14 protein-coding genes are annotated in these 17,004 nt (G+C 42.0%); 11 read left to right on the plus strand and 3 right to left on the minus strand.

Annotated features, from left to right (window positions below; genetic code table 11):
• Positions 1-113: 113 nt before the first annotated feature.
• The 5 genes from AC07NA_RS01625 (at position 114) to AC07NA_RS01645 (ending at position 6,192) form a co-directional block, all read left to right on the plus strand.
• A complete protein-coding gene (locus AC07NA_RS01625) occupies positions 114-533 on the plus strand; it encodes a nuclear transport factor 2 family protein (protein ID WP_494895101.1) in 420 nt (139 codons plus the stop codon).
• Between the two features lie 164 nt (positions 534-697).
• The gene (locus tag AC07NA_RS01630; RefSeq protein ID WP_494895103.1) at positions 698-3,616 is read left to right on the plus strand and encodes an ATP-binding protein; all 2,919 of its coding nucleotides are present in this window, start codon (positions 698-700) and stop codon (positions 3,614-3,616) included.
• A 271-nt stretch (positions 3,617-3,887) separates the two neighbouring features.
• Positions 3,888-4,916 (plus strand): hypothetical protein, encoded by a 1,029-nt coding sequence (locus tag AC07NA_RS01635; RefSeq protein WP_494895105.1) that lies wholly within the window; start codon positions 3,888-3,890, stop codon positions 4,914-4,916.
• A gap of 32 nt (positions 4,917-4,948) precedes the next feature.
• The gene (locus AC07NA_RS01640; RefSeq protein ID WP_494895107.1) at positions 4,949-5,527 is read left to right on the plus strand and encodes a cupin domain-containing protein; all 579 of its coding nucleotides are present in this window, start codon (positions 4,949-4,951) and stop codon (positions 5,525-5,527) included.
• A 35-nt stretch (positions 5,528-5,562) separates the two neighbouring features.
• Complete coding sequence (locus AC07NA_RS01645; protein ID WP_494895109.1) at positions 5,563-6,192, plus strand: DUF1579 family protein; 630 nt, start codon at positions 5,563-5,565, stop codon at positions 6,190-6,192.
• Between the two features lie 123 nt (positions 6,193-6,315).
• Here the strand turns inward: AC07NA_RS01645 and AC07NA_RS01650 are convergent, their stop codons facing one another.
• Positions 6,316-6,579 (minus strand): GNAT family N-acetyltransferase, encoded by a 264-nt coding sequence (locus tag AC07NA_RS01650; protein ID WP_494895111.1) that lies wholly within the window; start codon positions 6,577-6,579, stop codon positions 6,316-6,318.
• Between the two features lie 94 nt (positions 6,580-6,673).
• The gene (locus AC07NA_RS01655; RefSeq protein WP_494895113.1) at positions 6,674-6,907 is read right to left on the minus strand and encodes a DUF2630 family protein; all 234 of its coding nucleotides are present in this window, start codon (positions 6,905-6,907) and stop codon (positions 6,674-6,676) included.
• A 287-nt stretch (positions 6,908-7,194) separates the two neighbouring features.
• On the opposite strand from AC07NA_RS01655, the gene AC07NA_RS01660 reads away from it, so the two are divergent.
• The 5 genes from AC07NA_RS01660 to AC07NA_RS01680 all read left to right on the plus strand — a co-directional run bounded on the left by AC07NA_RS01660 (position 7,195) and on the right by AC07NA_RS01680 (position 13,842).
• A complete protein-coding gene (locus tag AC07NA_RS01660) occupies positions 7,195-8,061 on the plus strand; it encodes an alpha/beta fold hydrolase (RefSeq protein WP_494895115.1) in 867 nt (288 codons plus the stop codon).
• A gap of 24 nt (positions 8,062-8,085) precedes the next feature.
• The gene (locus AC07NA_RS01665) at positions 8,086-8,592 is read left to right on the plus strand and encodes a MaoC family dehydratase (RefSeq protein WP_494895117.1); all 507 of its coding nucleotides are present in this window, start codon (positions 8,086-8,088) and stop codon (positions 8,590-8,592) included.
• A gap of 277 nt (positions 8,593-8,869) precedes the next feature.
• Positions 8,870-9,640 (plus strand): alpha/beta hydrolase, encoded by a 771-nt coding sequence (locus tag AC07NA_RS01670; protein WP_494895119.1) that lies wholly within the window; start codon positions 8,870-8,872, stop codon positions 9,638-9,640.
• A 388-nt stretch (positions 9,641-10,028) separates the two neighbouring features.
• Positions 10,029-11,855 carry a 3-keto-disaccharide hydrolase gene (locus tag AC07NA_RS01675; RefSeq protein WP_494895121.1) on the plus strand — a complete coding sequence of 609 codons (1,827 nt, stop codon included), beginning with the start codon at positions 10,029-10,031 and terminating at the stop codon, positions 11,853-11,855.
• 70 nt (positions 11,856-11,925) lie between these two features.
• Positions 11,926-13,842: a c-type cytochrome gene (locus tag AC07NA_RS01680; protein WP_494895123.1), complete on the plus strand. Its 1,917-nt coding sequence runs from the start codon at positions 11,926-11,928 to the stop codon at positions 13,840-13,842.
• A 13-nt stretch (positions 13,843-13,855) separates the two neighbouring features.
• Here AC07NA_RS01680 and AC07NA_RS01685 read toward each other — a convergent pair whose 3' ends face one another.
• Positions 13,856-14,731 (minus strand): AraC family transcriptional regulator, encoded by an 876-nt coding sequence (locus tag AC07NA_RS01685; RefSeq protein ID WP_494895125.1) that lies wholly within the window; start codon positions 14,729-14,731, stop codon positions 13,856-13,858.
• A gap of 445 nt (positions 14,732-15,176) precedes the next feature.
• Here AC07NA_RS01685 and AC07NA_RS01690 point away from each other — a divergent pair, with 445 nt between their 5' ends.
• Positions 15,177-17,000, plus strand: a complete 1,824-nt coding sequence (locus tag AC07NA_RS01690; RefSeq protein ID WP_494895127.1) for a sodium:solute symporter family protein — start codon at positions 15,177-15,179, stop codon at positions 16,998-17,000.
• The last annotated feature ends 4 nt before the right edge of the window (positions 17,001-17,004 follow it).

Raw genomic sequence — 17,004 nt, forward strand, 5'->3', positions numbered from 1 at the left:
TACTATTCTTAAATTTTTTTTATTTTTTTTGTAACGTTTGTTAAGGTGCTACTGTCTTATAGATATAAATTAAACAATTAAATATTTTACATAACACCTTAAATACCAATATCATGAAAACTTTAAAATCAATATTTTTAGGCTTAGCCTTAATCATAGCAACCAATGTAGTTAAAGCAGACGAAGTTGCAAAATTAACCAAAGATCACGCAGTATCTACTTACATAGATGCCCTTACCCACGGCAAAGTTGAAGGTCTTACAGACGTACTTGACAGCAGTGTAAAATTCAGCATGATGCGCGGTAACAAAGTGCTTTCATTTAGCAAAACTCAAATGGTTGACTACTTGAAAACAAACGAAAATATCGAGCAGGAGTGCAAAGTAAGTTCTTCAACAGTTGAAAACAATGGCGAAGTTGCCATAGTAAAAGTAGATATGGAGTACAATGGCTTTACCCGCAGCAACCTGGTCACCGTATCAAACACCGGTAGCGGCTGGAAGATCACCAACGTGCACTCAGTATTTAAATAATCAACAATTTTAATAAAATAGCAAGGCCCCTTTTTAGGGGCTTTCTTGTTTATATCAACAGCCGAAGCGGTCTGCATTTGAATAGTGCTTAATGTATATATAGAATAAACCTTTGAATTTGATAATGAATGGGTTATTTTTGATTTGGTACCTGTATCAAAAATATGCTTTCAAACAAATTCGTACGGTTCGTAATATTAGGCTGCCTGTTTTTGTGCAGTTATAACCGGTCGTACGGGCAGGCTGTGGTTAGTGAGATTGATGGCCATAAGTTTGATAAACTATATCAGATTACCTTAATTGATTCGCTTTGGTATTTTCATGCCGGGGAGTTGCCTAAAGACAATCATTCTTTACTAAATACTACAGGCTGGGATACCATACGAAATACTTCGTTCTCAAAACTTAAGGCGCCGCCGAGCTGGCAGGGGATAGGTTGGTTTGCCCTGTGGGTTAAGATTGACACAGGACTTGTGAACAAAAAATTGGCGCTCCGCATCAACCACGATGGCGCATCCGAGATCTTTGTAGACGGCAGACCTGTCGGCGGTTATGGAAAAGTAGGTAATTCGGCACAGGAAATGGAGGCCATCCGCGCCCCACGCGAGCTGATTCCCCTATGGTTCAATGATACGCGCCCGCATTTGATCGCCATACATTACTCAAACTTTTTTGGTGTCTTTCCGGATTTTTTAGGTTTCCAGGTTTGGATAAGCGATTATACCAACCGTGCCAAACAGTTAACAAGCGGTAAACAGTTGCTGGGTTTTGTACCCATATTCGCGGCTGCCGAGATCATATTAGGGCTTTTACATTTCCTGCTGTTCCTTTTTTATCCAAAGCAAAAACTCAATTTATATTCCGCGGTATTTGTGTTGCTGGTAGGCATTAATGGTATTGGGGCGTATTTATTTTACCTCACCAGTTTCCCTACAGTACAGTTTTGGGCAGAGTTGTTAACGTTTACATGCAAGGTATCGCTGATGTGGTCGGGTGTAGCGCTTTTGTATATACTTGATTATGGCCGCGTACCGCGCTGGCGCTTTATCGCGTTAAGTATTGTAAGCGCATTTTACCTGATCCTTTATTTTTTGAGATCTTTCGCCGAACTTGTTCTGCCTTCAAATGATTATTTCTCGGTGGTATTTTTTATTTGTGTGCTGGATGGCCTTCTGTCGGCCTATCATTTGGTAAAACGAAGACATAAAGGAGTATGGTTGATTATTGCGGGAGAAGCTGCCGTAATTTTAGTATACTTTTTTGCCTGGGGCGATGTGTTTGGCATTTGGACATACGAACTCAATGCCATGCGGGTATTTGTGATGAGTGCCGGCAACCTTTTACTACCAATCTGCCTCTCTTTATACCTTGCGCTCGATTTTGCACGAACCAACCAAAACCTCAGTAAAAAACTGGCAGAGGTTGAGCAACTATCTGGCCAAAACCTTGCACAAGAGGCGGAAAAAAGTGCTTTAATAGCCGCTGAGGCCAAACGATTAGAAGAGCTTGTGCAATTACGCACAGCCGAATTGAGCGAAAAGGCCAGTAAACTTCAGGAAATGGACGCGGCGAAATCGCGCTTTTTCACCAACATTACCCATGAGTTTAAAACACCGCTTACTTTAATTATTAACCCGGCGAGGGAGTTGTTAAATGATCCTGCCAATAAAAATGTACCGGGTTATCTTAACCTGATACTTAACAATGCTAATCGCCTGCTTCAGCTCATCAATCAGTTACTCGACTTGAGTAAACTGGAAAACGGCCTGATGGAAGTTAACGCCGAGTCCTTTAACCTGATAGCACTTGTAAAAAGCCATATTCATGCTTATAATTCAATAATTATACAAAAGGGTATAGTGCTGAAGTTGATAGCGGATATGGATCAGCTTTGGATACTTAGTGACAAAGATAAGTTGGACAAGATCATCCTTAACCTTATCTCGAACGCTATAAAATTTACCGATAACGGCCGCATTGAAATATTTATACAACAAAAAGGTTCTGCTTTAAGCTTCACCATTCGCGATACGGGGCAGGGCATCCCTACTGAAAAACTACCCTATATTTTTAGCCGCTTTTACCAGGCCGATCCTTCCGATACCCGTTCGGCAGAAGGCACCGGCATAGGGCTGGCCATTGTAAAGGAACTGGTGGAGGTACTCGGCGGCAGTGTGAATGCGAAGAGTATGGAAGGTTTATTTACCGAGATCGATATTCAACTGCCATACCAGGCAGCGGCCATTCCGCCAGAATCTTTGCCCGAACCGGCAAGTCCGGATACTTTAATTATTGAGGACAATGAATCTGTCTTAACAATTGCCGATGATAGCAAACCGCTCATATTGCTGATAGAAGACCACTATGAATTAAGGGATTTTATTAGCCAATCGCTCGCTCCCGAATACCGGGTATTATGCGCACAGGACGGAGAAGAAGGAATAGCGCTCGCCCTTAAACATGTGCCCAATTTAATTATAACCGATTTAATGATGCCCCGGCTCGACGGTTACCAGGTAAGCACTAACTTAAAGCACGACGAAAGAACCAGCCATATCCCCATCATTATATTAACCGCAAAAGCCGATATTGACAGCAGGGTACAAGGTATTGAAACCGGGGCCGATGCCTACCTTGGCAAACCCTTTGACAAACGCGAACTATTTGCCCATATAGAAAACCTGATGGCTGTGCGTACCCAATTACGCGAATTTTATGGTCGTCATGATTCATGGTTTAAAGAAACCTCATCGCTGCCGTCTATCGAGCAGGATTTTATAACTCGTGTACGCCAGGCAGTGGAAAGTCACTTGAATGAAGAGGGTTACAGTGCCGACCAATTAGCCACTGAGCTTGGTTTAAGCCGCACACAGTTACACCGAAAACTAAAGGCGCTTACTGGGCAAGCCCCCGGCGAATTGATACGTATTGTACGCCTCCAGTACGCTCACGACCTTTTAGAACGCCGCGTGGCTACCGTAGCCGAAGTGGCTTACATGATTGGGTTTAGTAGCCCGGCAAGTTTCTCTGCCAGTTTCTCACGCCATTTTGGTTTCACACCAAGCAAGGTGCCAGAGGTATAATTTTTAATTACCAGTTTAACTTTTTGATCTGTTTGTTGCTTTTTAATACTAAATGCAACAAAAACGAAAGCATTTGCAACAAATGCGAAAGTGTTTTTTATGCAGGTAATGTTTATTTGTGATAAAAATTATGCTCAATTAATTCCGGTATCCTACGGTTAAACCAATAACTATAGGACAGACATATCGGCTGTAAGGGAGAAATATTACACTCCTTATTTTCTTGAGCATTTTACAAAATCACTATCATTTATCTTAAAATCTACCAGCAATGAAAACACTTCAAAACTATTTTACATTTAAACGGATACTAACTCCGTCTGCGCAGCCCGAACAAAGTTTCAAACTCGCCGTATTCCTCATGTGTGGCCTGTTAATTACTTTATATGGTTGCGGCAATAAACCGTCAGATAACCCCATGCCGCTGGTAGAAAACCCTACGGGATGCGCAATTGCGAGTGATATAGATCAGGCACTCGGAATCCGTAATTTTGAGTATGATGATAAAGGACTTTTAATAAAAATGACAGGCCCCAACTATTTTTATGGCCCATTTGTGAGAACCATTACACCTACTAAAGCTATTGACGCCTATCCTTCGGCGGCGGTTGATGGTAACGGGAATCATTTATATGGTAATATAAACATTACCTATAGTTACACCGGCGGCAGCGGGAATATTTATGATGGCAATCCCGGCTACATGCATCAGGTGTTTGTTGCCTCTAACCCGCCTAACAACATGAAAAGCGACTCTTTGTATCAGTTTTTATATGACGATGCCAAGAAACACCTCACTACAGTTTTGCTTAGAGGCAGCGGTTCTACGGATAATGATGGTTTCGTGCTTTTCAGATATGAACTGGCTTTTGTTTATGACAATAACGACAACGTAACACAAGCAAAGATCATCTACGATTGGTCGAAAAAAACAACCGTTTACCCATCGGGTGAAAGTCGTATTGACTATAAACAAACATCTGATGAGTTACTGAAAATCACTTACGATGATAAACCGTCCCCATATGTTGCTATCGCTAAATATTGGAAATTTATAGGTGCCGATTTTAGCGGTTTTGGGGCATACAACCTGGATAAACTTCGTTTTTGGGCAGGCCGATGCGCGATATTGAGCAAAAATAACCCTGTTAAAATTACCGGGAAACTTATCACCACGGGTGGCGCGGCACCAGCGGATATAAATGCAACTCTTACCTATGAATACAACGACAAAGGGTTACCGGTTAGCATGGCAATAAACGGAGCTGGCACCAATGCTTTTACTTACAACTGCAAATAAACCATGTTAATAGAAGATATAAAATACATCATATGAAACGCGACAGATTTATATCAATGTTGATAGGTACCGGTGCTTTGATAACAGCATCTGTTAATGGCCTTGGCAAAAGTTTTATGAAGATCAGACAGAAGCTCGGCTATAAAGTTGATGCCGGTGCAGATCGTGCTCAAAAATCGATCACCTTAATGGAAGGCGATACCTTTTTCACCAAAGTATCTACAAACGATACCGATGGCGATATGTATGTTTACGAGTCTACCAGATCAAAAGAAGGCGGGCCGGCTCATCATTATCACTTCAGCCAAGATGAATGGTGGTATGTTTTGCAAGGTGAGTTCCTGATCCGTATTGGTGAAATAACGTATCATGCCAAAGCGGGCGACAGCGTATTCGGCCCCAGGATGATTCCGCATAGTTTTGCCAAGATTGGAGATGGCGAAGGCCGGTTATTACAGTTTTTTCAACCTGCCGGAAAAATGGAGGAATTCTTTATTAAAGTTAGTGAAGGTGTCGCGAAAAACATGACGGAAGCCGAGCAGGATAAATTCAGGGAAGAACACGGTTTTAAGAAAGTTGGGCCACCAATTAAAAATTTAAAAAAGTTGTAGCATTTTTATAAAGCTTTATTATTAAATAATTTGAGATGAACCTAATAAAAACATTGTTTAAATATGGCATTGGTTTAGTTAGTAGTATGTTGTTGCCTGTCGCGCTTTTTGCTCAGCAACCTGCAACTAAGCCCGTAGCCAGTAATGGCGCGAACGACGTGATGAACCAAATGTTGGATTATTCACGGCCGGGCAAAAACCACGCTGAGCTTGCCAAACTTTCCGGAACGTGGAACTTTCAGGATGCAAAATTATCTTTTGTTAAAGGCACACTTACCCGGAAGCCCATATATGATGGCCGATTTTATACGGTAGAGATTACAGGTGGTAAATTAAAGCTCCCCATTGTCGATGGGCAGATGAAAGAAGGCAATTATAGCGGTATGGAGTTGGAAGGGTTTGACAATGTAAAAAAGCTATTCTATACCACATCCATCAATAACCATATCGGAAGTGATATTCAAGTGCAAACAGGAAACTATGATGCGGCAAAGCATAGATTTACTTATAAATGGGATGATGAATTGATACCGGGAGTAAAGAATCAAAACAAAAGGATCCTGACTATTGTGGACGCTAATCACTATACCGAAGAGTATTACGAACTGCAAGATGGTAAGGATGTAAAAGTGCGCGAACTTGATTACACCAAGGCCACTGAATAAATACGACCACAACACATTACACCAAAACCTTCAATTACACTAATTAAAAAAGGCAGGCAATAGCGCCTACCTTTTTTTAATTTTAATCATATTGAAAATTTTTCATAAACAGATGTCGATATTTTAATGAGTTATTTTAAAAGATGGATGAAAAGTGGTATCGACCAAATCATAATACTTGGTATGTTCTTTTACATACCTCGACATAAAAGGGCAATACAGCATTATCTTTTTATGCTGTTCTTTGGCAAAGGTTAAAGCCGCTACAGCCATTTTTGAGGCGATACCTTTGCCCTTAAAAGCATCCGGGACAAAAGTGTGCATGAACGCTATGTTCTTTTTGTAGAAACGATAATCCACATATCCATACTCTCCGTCAAGATGCACTTCAACCTCAACTGATCTTTATTATTTACTACTGTAATATCGTCCATGCTTATTGCTCAATGTTGTATTTCGCTATTGTAAATAATAACGTTACTTATCTTTTATAGTTTTCAATGTTGTCAATAGCTCTTGCCTCGGCCTTATCCGGGTTTTCACCGGCATCGCGTAGCGCTCGGCGCTGTCTCAATAAATCCCAGCATTGGTCTAATTCCAATTTCACCTGGTGCAGTTTTTTAACGTCACCATCAGTCAAATTTTCTTTGCCGTATAGTTCCTCTTCTTTGGCGGTTAAGTTTTTAATGTGCGCCAATACCTGGTTATCTTCCATCGTGTTTATATTTTGATAGCTATCTGCTAAAGGCTTGCCAAACTATAATGTACTGTTAGTGAGTTCACTATACTGAATTCGGCTTTCTTTCGCTAACGGTATATCATTAATTTATGATTGGTTTATGTTGCCCTGTTCCTGCCCCCGCGAAGTATATAATCTTAACCTAAGTAAGATTACGCTATGTGGTAAAGCATATTGTTTTATGTTGATGTGTTAAGTATTTGTTTATCAGTTGTTTGACGTGATGGTATAGTAAATGCCCTATCAGGGTAAATTATACTCAAATGGAAAAATTAGTAAAACACTCAAACGCTGATGCTTTGGTTTATTTAAAAAATCTGGCTAAAAAAATTGTAATGATCATGCTGCCTCTAATTATTGGCGGTGCACTTTCTGCCGATGCTGCTACAACGATAAAAAAGCCTGTTAAAACCTACGTGTTGGTACATGGGGCATGGCAGGCTCCGTACGCCTGGCAAATGGTAAAAGCCAAACTGGAAAAAGATGGCCAGCGGGTAATTACCGTTCAACTGCCCGGCCACGGTACCGATACCACTAAAGCCGATAAGCTAACTATGGATACTTACATAACTACTGTTGTAAATGCAATCAATGCTGTTAAAGGTAAAGTGGTACTGGTAGGCCACAGTATGGGCGGTATGATCATATCTGGCGTAGCCGAACGAATGCCTGGCCGTATAGAAAAGTTGATTTATGTGGCGGCGTATGTGCCGGTAAGCGGTCAGTCGGCTTATGCTATTTCACTGCTGGATAAGCAATCTTTACTTGGCGCGGCGTTGATCCCATCGGCAGACAAAACCTTGTTCGACGTAAAGGCCGACCAGGTAACCCATATTTTTTGTCAGGATGGGTCAGCGAAAGTAAAAAAATTACTGCTCGATCATTACCGCCCGGAACCGGCTACACCATTCTCTAACCCGGTTACATTAACTAAAGAAAATTTTGGCAGTGTACCCAAATGCTATGTAGAAACTTTGCTTGATAACGGCGTGGGCATAATATTGCAAAACGAAATGATTAGCACAGCGGGCATCACCGAGGTATATAAACTAAAAAGCGGTCATTCACCTGCGCTATCTGTACCTGCTGAGTTAACCGCTGTTTTAATAAAAGCAGGCACCAATAATTAATTAAACTAAAAAGATCATCAAAATATGGAAAACGTAATCAACAATACCACAACAGGAGCAGGCAACTTCAACCCCGATCAGTTTTTGATTGTGCTTGCAAAAACATTCGAGGATTTGCAGATAGGCGATGTGTTTCGTGCACCAAGCCGTACCCTCACCGATGCCCACGCCTCCGCTTTTCAAACTGTTTCGTGCGATAATCATCCCATACATTATGATGCCGTTTATGCTAAAAAATACGGGCATAGCGCACCGGTGGTGCATGGTTTACAGGTATTAGCATTTACCGCGCCGGGTGCAACATTATTTCCGCATTATATAGGCGCGGTTTTTATAAGCTTTTTAGAATTATCGTGCAGCTTTTTGAAAGAGGTACATTCGGGCGATACGCTGTACCCGGCTTTAGAGATCATTGAACTTACCCCGCAGCAAGATAAAGGCATTGTTACAACCAGGGCCACCGTACATAATCAGCATGGCGAATTGGTGCTGGCCGGGCAGCATAAATACCTGTTATCGCGCAAGCCATAAACGGTAAATAATATTCAGTTTTAATTTTTATCAATACTTAAAGCACCCGGCTAAACATCCGGGTGCTTTGTTTTTTGGCGATGAATGTTATAGGCTACACTACCCAAACAACGGGTGAAAACCGGTTTGGTAAGTCGGTCATAAATCAGCGATATGCCGTAAGTTTATAATAAGTTGGCTTGGATATAAGTAGTTGATAATGAATCATTTATTTAATGGTATACAAATGGCAAATACATTATCACACAAACAGTTAAATATTAAAAACTCAATTAAAATGAAAACAAAATCTATTTTAAACAAAGTGTTTGCAGTAGCTGCAACGGTAGTATTAACAGGTACACAAGTACAGGCACAAAGCAAGGCCCCGGTTAAAAACATTGTAATTGTACACGGCGCATTTGCCGATGCATCGGGCTGGGAAGCAGTTTATAAAATACTGGTGAAAGATGGTTACAAGGTAACGCTGGTACAAAACCCAACCAGCTCATTGGCTGATGATGTAGCCGCAACAAATTTCGCGCTCGACCGTCAGGATGGACCGGTAATATTGGTTGGTCACTCATGGGGTGGTACGGTAATTACGCAGGCCGGTAATTCGCCAAAAGTAAAAAGCCTGGTATATGTGGCAGCATTCATACCTGATGCGGGCGAGTCAACGCTCTCGTTAGTTGAAAATGTAAAACCTGCCCCTAAAGGTATTTTAGCCCCCGATGATAAAGGCAATGTTTATTTAGGTAAGGCAACCTTTCAGGAAACATTTGCCAGCGGACAATCTAAAGAAAAATCAGACTTTATGTACGATTCGCAGATTCCGTTAACTGTAAAATCATTTACCGATAAGGTAACCGAAGCCGCCTGGAAAAACAAACCGGTATATGCCGTAAAACCATCAAACGACGAAACCATAAACCCGGGATTAGAAGACACCATGAATAAACGTGCCAATGCCAAAGTAACCAACATTACCGGCGGCCACACTTTATTTATGACCCAACCGAAAGCCGTTGCGGCGGTAATAGAAGCAGCCGCGAAAGAAGCTAAATAAAGCACATCTATAAACAAGTAATTTTAAGCAATTCCCCATCTGAACTAAAATTTCAGATGGAGAATTTTGCATATACGCAATAACCGGCAATGGGCATTTCAAACACCTTAAATAATACGATAATTATTTTATAGAGCGCTCTACAGTGAATGCAGGACTCTATTATTAAGCCTGTTATGTTTTTATATTTATTTGTTTTACAGCAACTTAATAAAGTATATCCATTTAGCACGGATGACAAAATTTGATTAGTAATTGATAAAAAGGTATTAGTTCGGGCTGGTTAATTGAAATATTTTTAAAGATATGTTTTCGGCTAAACTCACCCGGTGATAATTGGCTGTTTTCTTCTTTAAATCTATAATTATACCGGCATAGCGGCACTAATATGAACAGAGCATATTTCTTAGCATCATTCAGCATAATAACTATCTGGCTTTTAAAAATTTCGCCGCCTTCATTTGCCCAATCGGCCAACAAGCAGTTGGTTGAAGTTGGCTTAACTGATCTTTCGGCATTTACCAACCCTGCTAAAAACTGGCAACTCGCCGGCGATGTACATATGGATATTGAAAAAGACAATACCATTAAAACCACCAAAGGCACCGGGATATTGGTCAATGTTTTTGATGGAAAAAATCAAGAACAAGATCTGGTCTTCAATATCAAACATGGCGATATCGATATCGAGTTCGATTATATGGTAGCCAGGTCGGCTGTTTCGGGTATTTACCTACAAGGTATTTATAAGGTGCAACTGGCAGACAGCTGGGGAATTACTGAGCCAAAAGCAAGCGATAACGGCGGGATTTACGAACGTTGGGATACTGCTCAAAAACAAGGACTCGACGGACATAGCCCAAGGCAAAATGTAAGCCGTGCACCCGGCCTGTGGCAACATATTAAAATAGCATTCCGCGCACCAAGGTTTAACGCAGCAGGGGCAAAGGTTGAGAACGCGAAGATACTACTGGTGGAACTAAACGGAATCCGGATACAAGAGGATGTTGAGCTTTCAGGCACATTGCCGAGTATTCAGGAGGTAGCGGCCGGGCCGTTGAGATTGCAGGGTGATGGTGGCGCCATAGCTTTCAGAAATATAAAGTATAGTTTGTACGATAAGCCACGACCTGAAATTTCAAACCTGAAATACGCGGTATACAAAGGCTCTTTTGAAAACGAGCCCGATTACAGCAAGCTACATGCTGAAGCGGAAGGAACTTCGGCCACACTATCATCGAATTTTAGTCCACTGCAAAATGCCTTTGTTATGCACTACACGGGCAATTTAAACATTAAACAAGCAGGTAACTACACCTTTAATTTAAGCGTACCGGGCGGCAGTGGCCTCATGCGTATTGCCAATAACGTAGTGGTGCCCATTGCCGACTGGAAAAGTACCGGTAGTGCGGAGTTAAAAGAAGGTGTTATTCCATTTGATATATACTACTCTAAACAAGTCGACTGGGCTAAACCTGCTCTGGGCTTATCAATAGCCGGGCCCGGCATACGTGAGTTTTTAATAAGCGATGCCAACGTAAGTTCAAACGATGCTGTAGACCCCATACTGATCAATGTAACGGGCGAAAATATGCTGATGCGATGTTTTATTGACATCAGTGATAGTAAACGTGTAACCCATGCCATTAATGTAGGCAGCAATAGACAGGTTCATTATACCTATGATGCCGATAACGGTAGCGTAGTGCAAGTTTGGCGAGGTGGCTTTTTAGACGCCACTCCCATGTGGCACGAAAGGGGAGACGGTTCATCGCGCCCTACAGGTGCTGTGCTTCAATTCGGTGAGGATATACCGGCCATTCAAAGATTAAATTCTACGGAAGCTACGCTTGCAAATGATACTACGGGTTCAGGTTTTAAACCTAAAGGCTATTCGTTGGGTAAAGATAAGCGCCCTTTATTCAGGTACGCCATATATGGCACTACTGTTACCGATGCTACATCGGTACTCAACGGAGGCCAGGGGGTACAACGGGTTATTGAATTGCAGGATGCTCAAAAGAACCTTTATTTCCACATAGCAACGGTAAATAATGTGGAGGTGCTGGGCAATGGCTGGTATCTGATCGATGATAAATCGTGGTACCTGCATGTGGAACAAGGCGAGGCGAAAACCATTATCAAAAACAATGGCAACAAGAAGGAAATACTGGTGCCCATAAGTAAAAAATTAACCTATTCTGTCCTTTTTTAGCAAAACTATGAACCATCGCTTTAATAATATAAAACGTATATCTGTACTCCTTGCGTCCCTGCTGGGATTTATGCTGCTACAAAACAATACCTGTTTTGCCCAGGCAGAATCGCCCAAAGAGGATGATTATTTTAAGATAATGCGTGTACCCGCGCCGGAAGGGCTGATACTGGAAGTTGGCGGCTTGTGCGTTTTGCCAAACGGAAATTTAGGCGTATCTACCCGTCGGGGTGATATATTCATTGTAGAAAACCCGTCGGGCCAGCGTCCTTTCTTTCGCAAATTCGCATCGGGTTTGCATGAAGTGCTGGGGCTTGCCTACAAAAATGGTTCGCTTTATTGCGTACAACGTGGCGAACTCACTAAAATGACCGATACCGATATGGATGGCGTAGCCGATGAGTTTGAAACCATTTACGCGTGGCCATTATCAGGCAATTATCACGAGTACAGCTTTGGCCCCAAACTGGCTGCCGACGGCTCCTTTTTTGTAACGCTCAACCTTGGCTTTCCGCCTGATTGGTGGAACCCGAAAAGTATGGTACCATGGCGCGGCTGGGCGCTGCATATATTTGAGGATGGCCACGTAGAGCCATGGGCTGCCGGGATGCGTTCGCCCTGCGGTATCAGCATGATAGATGATCAACTTTTTTATACCGACAACCAAGGCGATTGGGTAGGCTCGGGCAGTATAATGCAGGTTAAAAAAGGCGCTTTTATGGGGCACCCGGCAAGTTTGGTGTGGACCGGCTTACCTAATTCGCCTTTGCATTTAACCCAGCAGCAATTCTTCACAAAAAATAAGCTAAGGCAGGATTTTGACAGCAAGGGCAAACCCGTGAAGCCCGAAAATATTGTGAATGAAAAATTCTTTACCGAGTTTGACATGAAAAAAGATTATCCCGACCTGCAGTTACCGGCAGTATGGCTGCCGCACGGTATTTTGGGTATCTCAAATTCCGAAATTGTAAAGATACCCGATGGTGTTTTCGGTCCGTTTGCAGGTCAGTTACTTGTTGGCGACCAGGGGCAGAGTATGGTTAGCCGGGTATTTATGGAGAAAGTAAATGGCGAATACCAGGGAGCCGCATGGCCGTTCCGGAGCGGGTTTCAATCGGGTGTAGTGCGTTTGGCCTGGGGTAAGGACGGCTCATTATTCGCCGGTGAAACCAACAGGGGATGGGGTTCGGCGGGTGAAGCTACCGAAGGCTTGCAACGCCTGATATGGAACAACAAAGTACCTTTTGAAATGCGGGCTATAAGGGCAATGCCCGATGGTTTCGAGATAGAATTTACCAAACCTGTAGATAAAAAATATGCCGAGGATCTTGCTTCATATTCTGTTAGCAGTTACATCTACAAATACCATAGCGTTTATGGCAGTCCGCCGGTTAATAACCAGGAGTGCCCTGTAAAAGGTGTAAAGGTATCAGCCGATGGACTGAAAGCCCGTATAATAGTTGGCAATTTAAGAAAGTACTACATTCATACTATTACGTTAGATGGCATAAGGGAACAGGAAAATTCGTATTCGCTGGTACATCCAACCGCATACTACACGCTAAATAACATACCCGAGGGTAAAGGTCTTACTATAAACGAAGTAAGTACGAAGAATTCGGCAGGCAAACCGAAAGCGGTCATCGCCAATAAAGGTGCGGCAAAAAAGACCGCGACAGGAAAAAGCAATCCTGCCAGCAGCAACGGTGAACCACAGATCAGCAAAGCGCCTACTTTTAACGAAGTGAAAGGCCTGTTGCAAAAAAACACCTGCCTTGCCTGTCATAATGCGAATACGAGGCAGGTTGGTCCTGCTTATGTTGACGTGGCCAAAAGGAAATACAGTGTTGAAGAATTGATCAGCCTGATACATAACCCTAAGCCCGAACATTGGCCGGAATATTCAACCCCGATGCCGCCCATGCCGCAGGTACCAGTCAGCGAAGCCCGGAAAATAGCCGAATGGATACGATCGTTAGATAAGTAGGTTTATCTAACGATTATACAAATACCCTGTTACCGGCGTAATTTTCCCTGAACTCGTTAGGGGTGCAGCCTTTTTTCGATTTAAATGTACGGTTGAAATTGGCCATGTTATTAAAGCCGCATTTATAGGCTATTTCGGCAACGGAATGGGTGGTATCTATCAGCATACGCGATACATGGCCAAGCCTTATTTCGTTAAGGCTATCAATAAAAGTATAGCCTATCCGTTTTTTTATAAACCGGCTGAATGAAGCATCGGGCATATTGGCAATTTTGGCAACCTGCGAAAGCGTTATCGGCTTATCAAAATTGTTGTTCATGTATTCAAAAACCTTCTCAATACGCCTGCTATTGTAATTGTATTCCTCCTTTGTAAAAGAAGAATCGGACAGCATTTTTGTATCAGTGGCGATGGATAGCTCGTGCAAAATGGAAAACAGTTCCAGTATAGAATTAAAGCCGCCTTCTTTATTAAGGGCGAATATTTTAGGCGCGATATTCTTTGTCGCTTCAGCCGAAAACAGCACGCCCCTTTTTGAATTATCAAACAGAGCCCGTAAAAAATTGAGTTGGTTACGCTTTAAAAAGCGTTCGTCGAGCAGGTCTTTATGAAACTGTATGGTAACTTCTTTAATCAGGTCGCTTTTGCAGTTATGTGTAAACCAGCCGTGCGGCAGGTTTGGGCCAACTAAAACGAGTTCATAATTACCTATTTCTTCAATATGATCGCCAACTATGCGTTTTGCGCCGGGCGCATCTAAAATAAGGTTAAGTTCCATTTCCTCGTGGTTATGCAGCGGAAAATCAAATTTGTTCTTCTCCCGCGAAAAAATGGTGAAACAGTCACTTTGGGTTAATGGGGTTATCTCTCTTGAAATATCCTTAAACATAAATTTATAAATTGGTAATGCAATTTAATCAAATTAGTTAAAATAATATCATTAAAAAGTTCAGTTTGAGCAGGCTTTTTTCAACTGCGTAACAGCTGCTGGTAAATATTCACAAATTACCTCTCAATTTTTGGCGGATCAATCATCACCAATAGCTATTTCCGGTAATTCCCGATAGTTCTTAGCCATATTAATTATCGCGAAAGCGTAGGTTAATACAATGTTTGGTTAAAATAGTATTAAAGTATTGAAGCCTGTCGCTCTATTTTTGAACAGTATCTTTTTTTTTCAAAGAGCCTGATATTTTTTAAACTATGTATAACCGGTTATTACAGTTTCTTGTTAAGTTTTTTCTGTTCAATATTAATGCTTGTTAAATAAATAAAGCTATGTTGTGCCCTATATTTAACTGATTAGCAAAACCTTATTGTAACAAAAAACCTAAATGAAACTACAAGTAATTGATGTATCGATCTTAATATGCTATCTCATTTTGATGGTGCTTATTGGCTGGTATTACCGCAAAAAAGCAAGTCAGAACAAGGAGAGCTATTTGCTTGGCGGTAAAAAGCTGCCATGGTATATGCTGGGGCTTAGTGATGCTTCAGATATGTTTGATATAAGCGGTACCATGTGGATGGTATCACTCTGTTTTGTATATGGTTTTAAAAGCATCTGGATCCCGTGGCTGTGGCCTGTTTTTAACCAGGTGTTCAACATGATGTTCCTGGCTAAGTGGCTCCGTCGTTCAAATGCTAATACTGGAGCCGAATGGCTTGCTTCGCGCTTCGGACTTACAGGTACGGGAGTAAAGGCATCGCACAATATTATAGTAGTGTTCGCGCTTATTGGCTGCCTTGGCTTTTTGGCGTATGGCTTTGTTGGCCTGGGCAAGTTCATTGAAATTTTTGTACCCTGGAATATTGTTGAACCTTACGTGCATTTTCATATACGGCCCGAATATGTAGCCCATTTTTATGGCATCATATTTACGTTGTTCGCTATGTTTTACTCCATATTAGGCGGTATGCACAGCATTGTATTAGGCGATGTTATCAAATACATCATCATGACGATTGGCTGCGTAGCCGTGGGTATAATTGCCATGCAGCACCTCAATGGTAAAGTATTGCTGTTTCCGCATGGCTGGGATAACCCTTTCTTTGGCTGGAAACTGGATTTGGATTGGTCGCATATAGCACCAGATGCCAATAAGAAAATTGCAGAGGATGGTTTCAGCGTGTTCGGTGCCTTTTTTATGATGATGCTTTGTAAGGGTATATTTTCCAGCTTTGCCGGGCCCGCGCCAAATTACGATATGCAAAAGGTGCTATCGTCGAGATCGCCAAAGGAGGCCTCTAAAATGACTGGCTTCGTATCTATTATATTGTTACCGGTACGCTATACCATGGTAATAGGCCTAACGGTACTTGCCTTATTGTACTATAAACAGCTCGACCTTAAAGTTGCCGGGGTAACTGATTTTGAGCGGATATTGCCCGCGGCCATTAACAGTTTTTTACCGGTAGGTATTTTAGGATTAGTGCTCACCGGGCTGATGGGTGCTTTTATGGGCACATTTTCGGGTACGTTGAACGCCGCGCAGGCCTATGTAGTAAATGATATTTATTTGAAATACATAAACCCGGCAGCATCCATCAAAAAAACAATTACCGCTAATTATATAACTGGCGTTGTTGTGGTGGCTATCGGGGTGATCCTTGGCTTTTTTGCAAAGGATGTTAACAGCATTCTACAATGGATAGTGGGCGCTTTATATGGCGGTTACATGGCATCAAACATACTTAAATGGTATTGGTGGCGGTTTAACGCGAATGGCTTTGCCTGGGGCATGATCACCGGTATTGCTGCCGCGCTGGCCTTTCCGTTTATTTTTGATGGCCTGCCTTTGTACAACTGGCCGTTATTATTCCTGATATCAATTATTGGCTGCATAGTGGGTACTTATACCGCGCCGCCTACCGATACCGAAATATTAAAGAGTTTTTACCGTACCGTAAAGCCATGGGGCTTTTGGGAGCCCATACACAAACTGGTAGTTGCCGATGATGAAAGTTTTCAGCCGAATAAAAGATTCAGGCTGGATATGTTCAATGTGGTGCTTGGCATTATAGCACAACTGTGTCTTACCATTTTGCCCATGTATTTTATACTATGGATGAAAGTACCCTTACTGGTTACCATAGCCATACTTGCCCTTATCATTTTTATACTGAAGAAAACCTGGTGGAATAAACTTGAAGATTAATTAC

It is taken from the genome of Mucilaginibacter sp. GW821-FHT07G05, assembly GCF_059418565.1.

Excerpts from the sequence above, each read along its gene's own strand:
- AC07NA_RS01670 (WP_494895119.1), top strand. The coding sequence starts at position 8,870 with ATGAAAACAAAATCTATTTTAAACAAAGTGTTTGCAGTAGCTGCAACG.
- AC07NA_RS01655 (WP_494895113.1), bottom strand. The coding sequence starts at position 6,907 with ATGGAAGATAACCAGGTATTGGCGCACATTAAAAACTTAACCGCCAAA.
- AC07NA_RS01635 (WP_494895105.1), top strand. The coding sequence starts at position 3,888 with ATGAAAACACTTCAAAACTATTTTACATTTAAACGGATACTAACTCCG.
- AC07NA_RS01630 (WP_494895103.1), top strand. The coding sequence starts at position 698 with ATGCTTTCAAACAAATTCGTACGGTTCGTAATATTAGGCTGCCTGTTT.
- AC07NA_RS01640 (WP_494895107.1), top strand. The coding sequence starts at position 4,949 with ATGAAACGCGACAGATTTATATCAATGTTGATAGGTACCGGTGCTTTG.
- AC07NA_RS01645 (WP_494895109.1), top strand. The coding sequence starts at position 5,563 with ATGAACCTAATAAAAACATTGTTTAAATATGGCATTGGTTTAGTTAGT.
- AC07NA_RS01625 (WP_494895101.1), top strand. The coding sequence starts at position 114 with ATGAAAACTTTAAAATCAATATTTTTAGGCTTAGCCTTAATCATAGCA.
- AC07NA_RS01665 (WP_494895117.1), top strand. The coding sequence starts at position 8,086 with ATGGAAAACGTAATCAACAATACCACAACAGGAGCAGGCAACTTCAAC.
- AC07NA_RS01680 (WP_494895123.1), top strand. The coding sequence starts at position 11,926 with ATGCTGCTACAAAACAATACCTGTTTTGCCCAGGCAGAATCGCCCAAA.
- AC07NA_RS01685 (WP_494895125.1), bottom strand. The coding sequence starts at position 14,731 with ATGTTTAAGGATATTTCAAGAGAGATAACCCCATTAACCCAAAGTGAC.
- AC07NA_RS01675 (WP_494895121.1), top strand. The coding sequence starts at position 10,029 with ATGAACAGAGCATATTTCTTAGCATCATTCAGCATAATAACTATCTGG.
- AC07NA_RS01660 (WP_494895115.1), top strand. The coding sequence starts at position 7,195 with ATGGAAAAATTAGTAAAACACTCAAACGCTGATGCTTTGGTTTATTTA.
- AC07NA_RS01690 (WP_494895127.1), top strand. The coding sequence starts at position 15,177 with ATGAAACTACAAGTAATTGATGTATCGATCTTAATATGCTATCTCATT.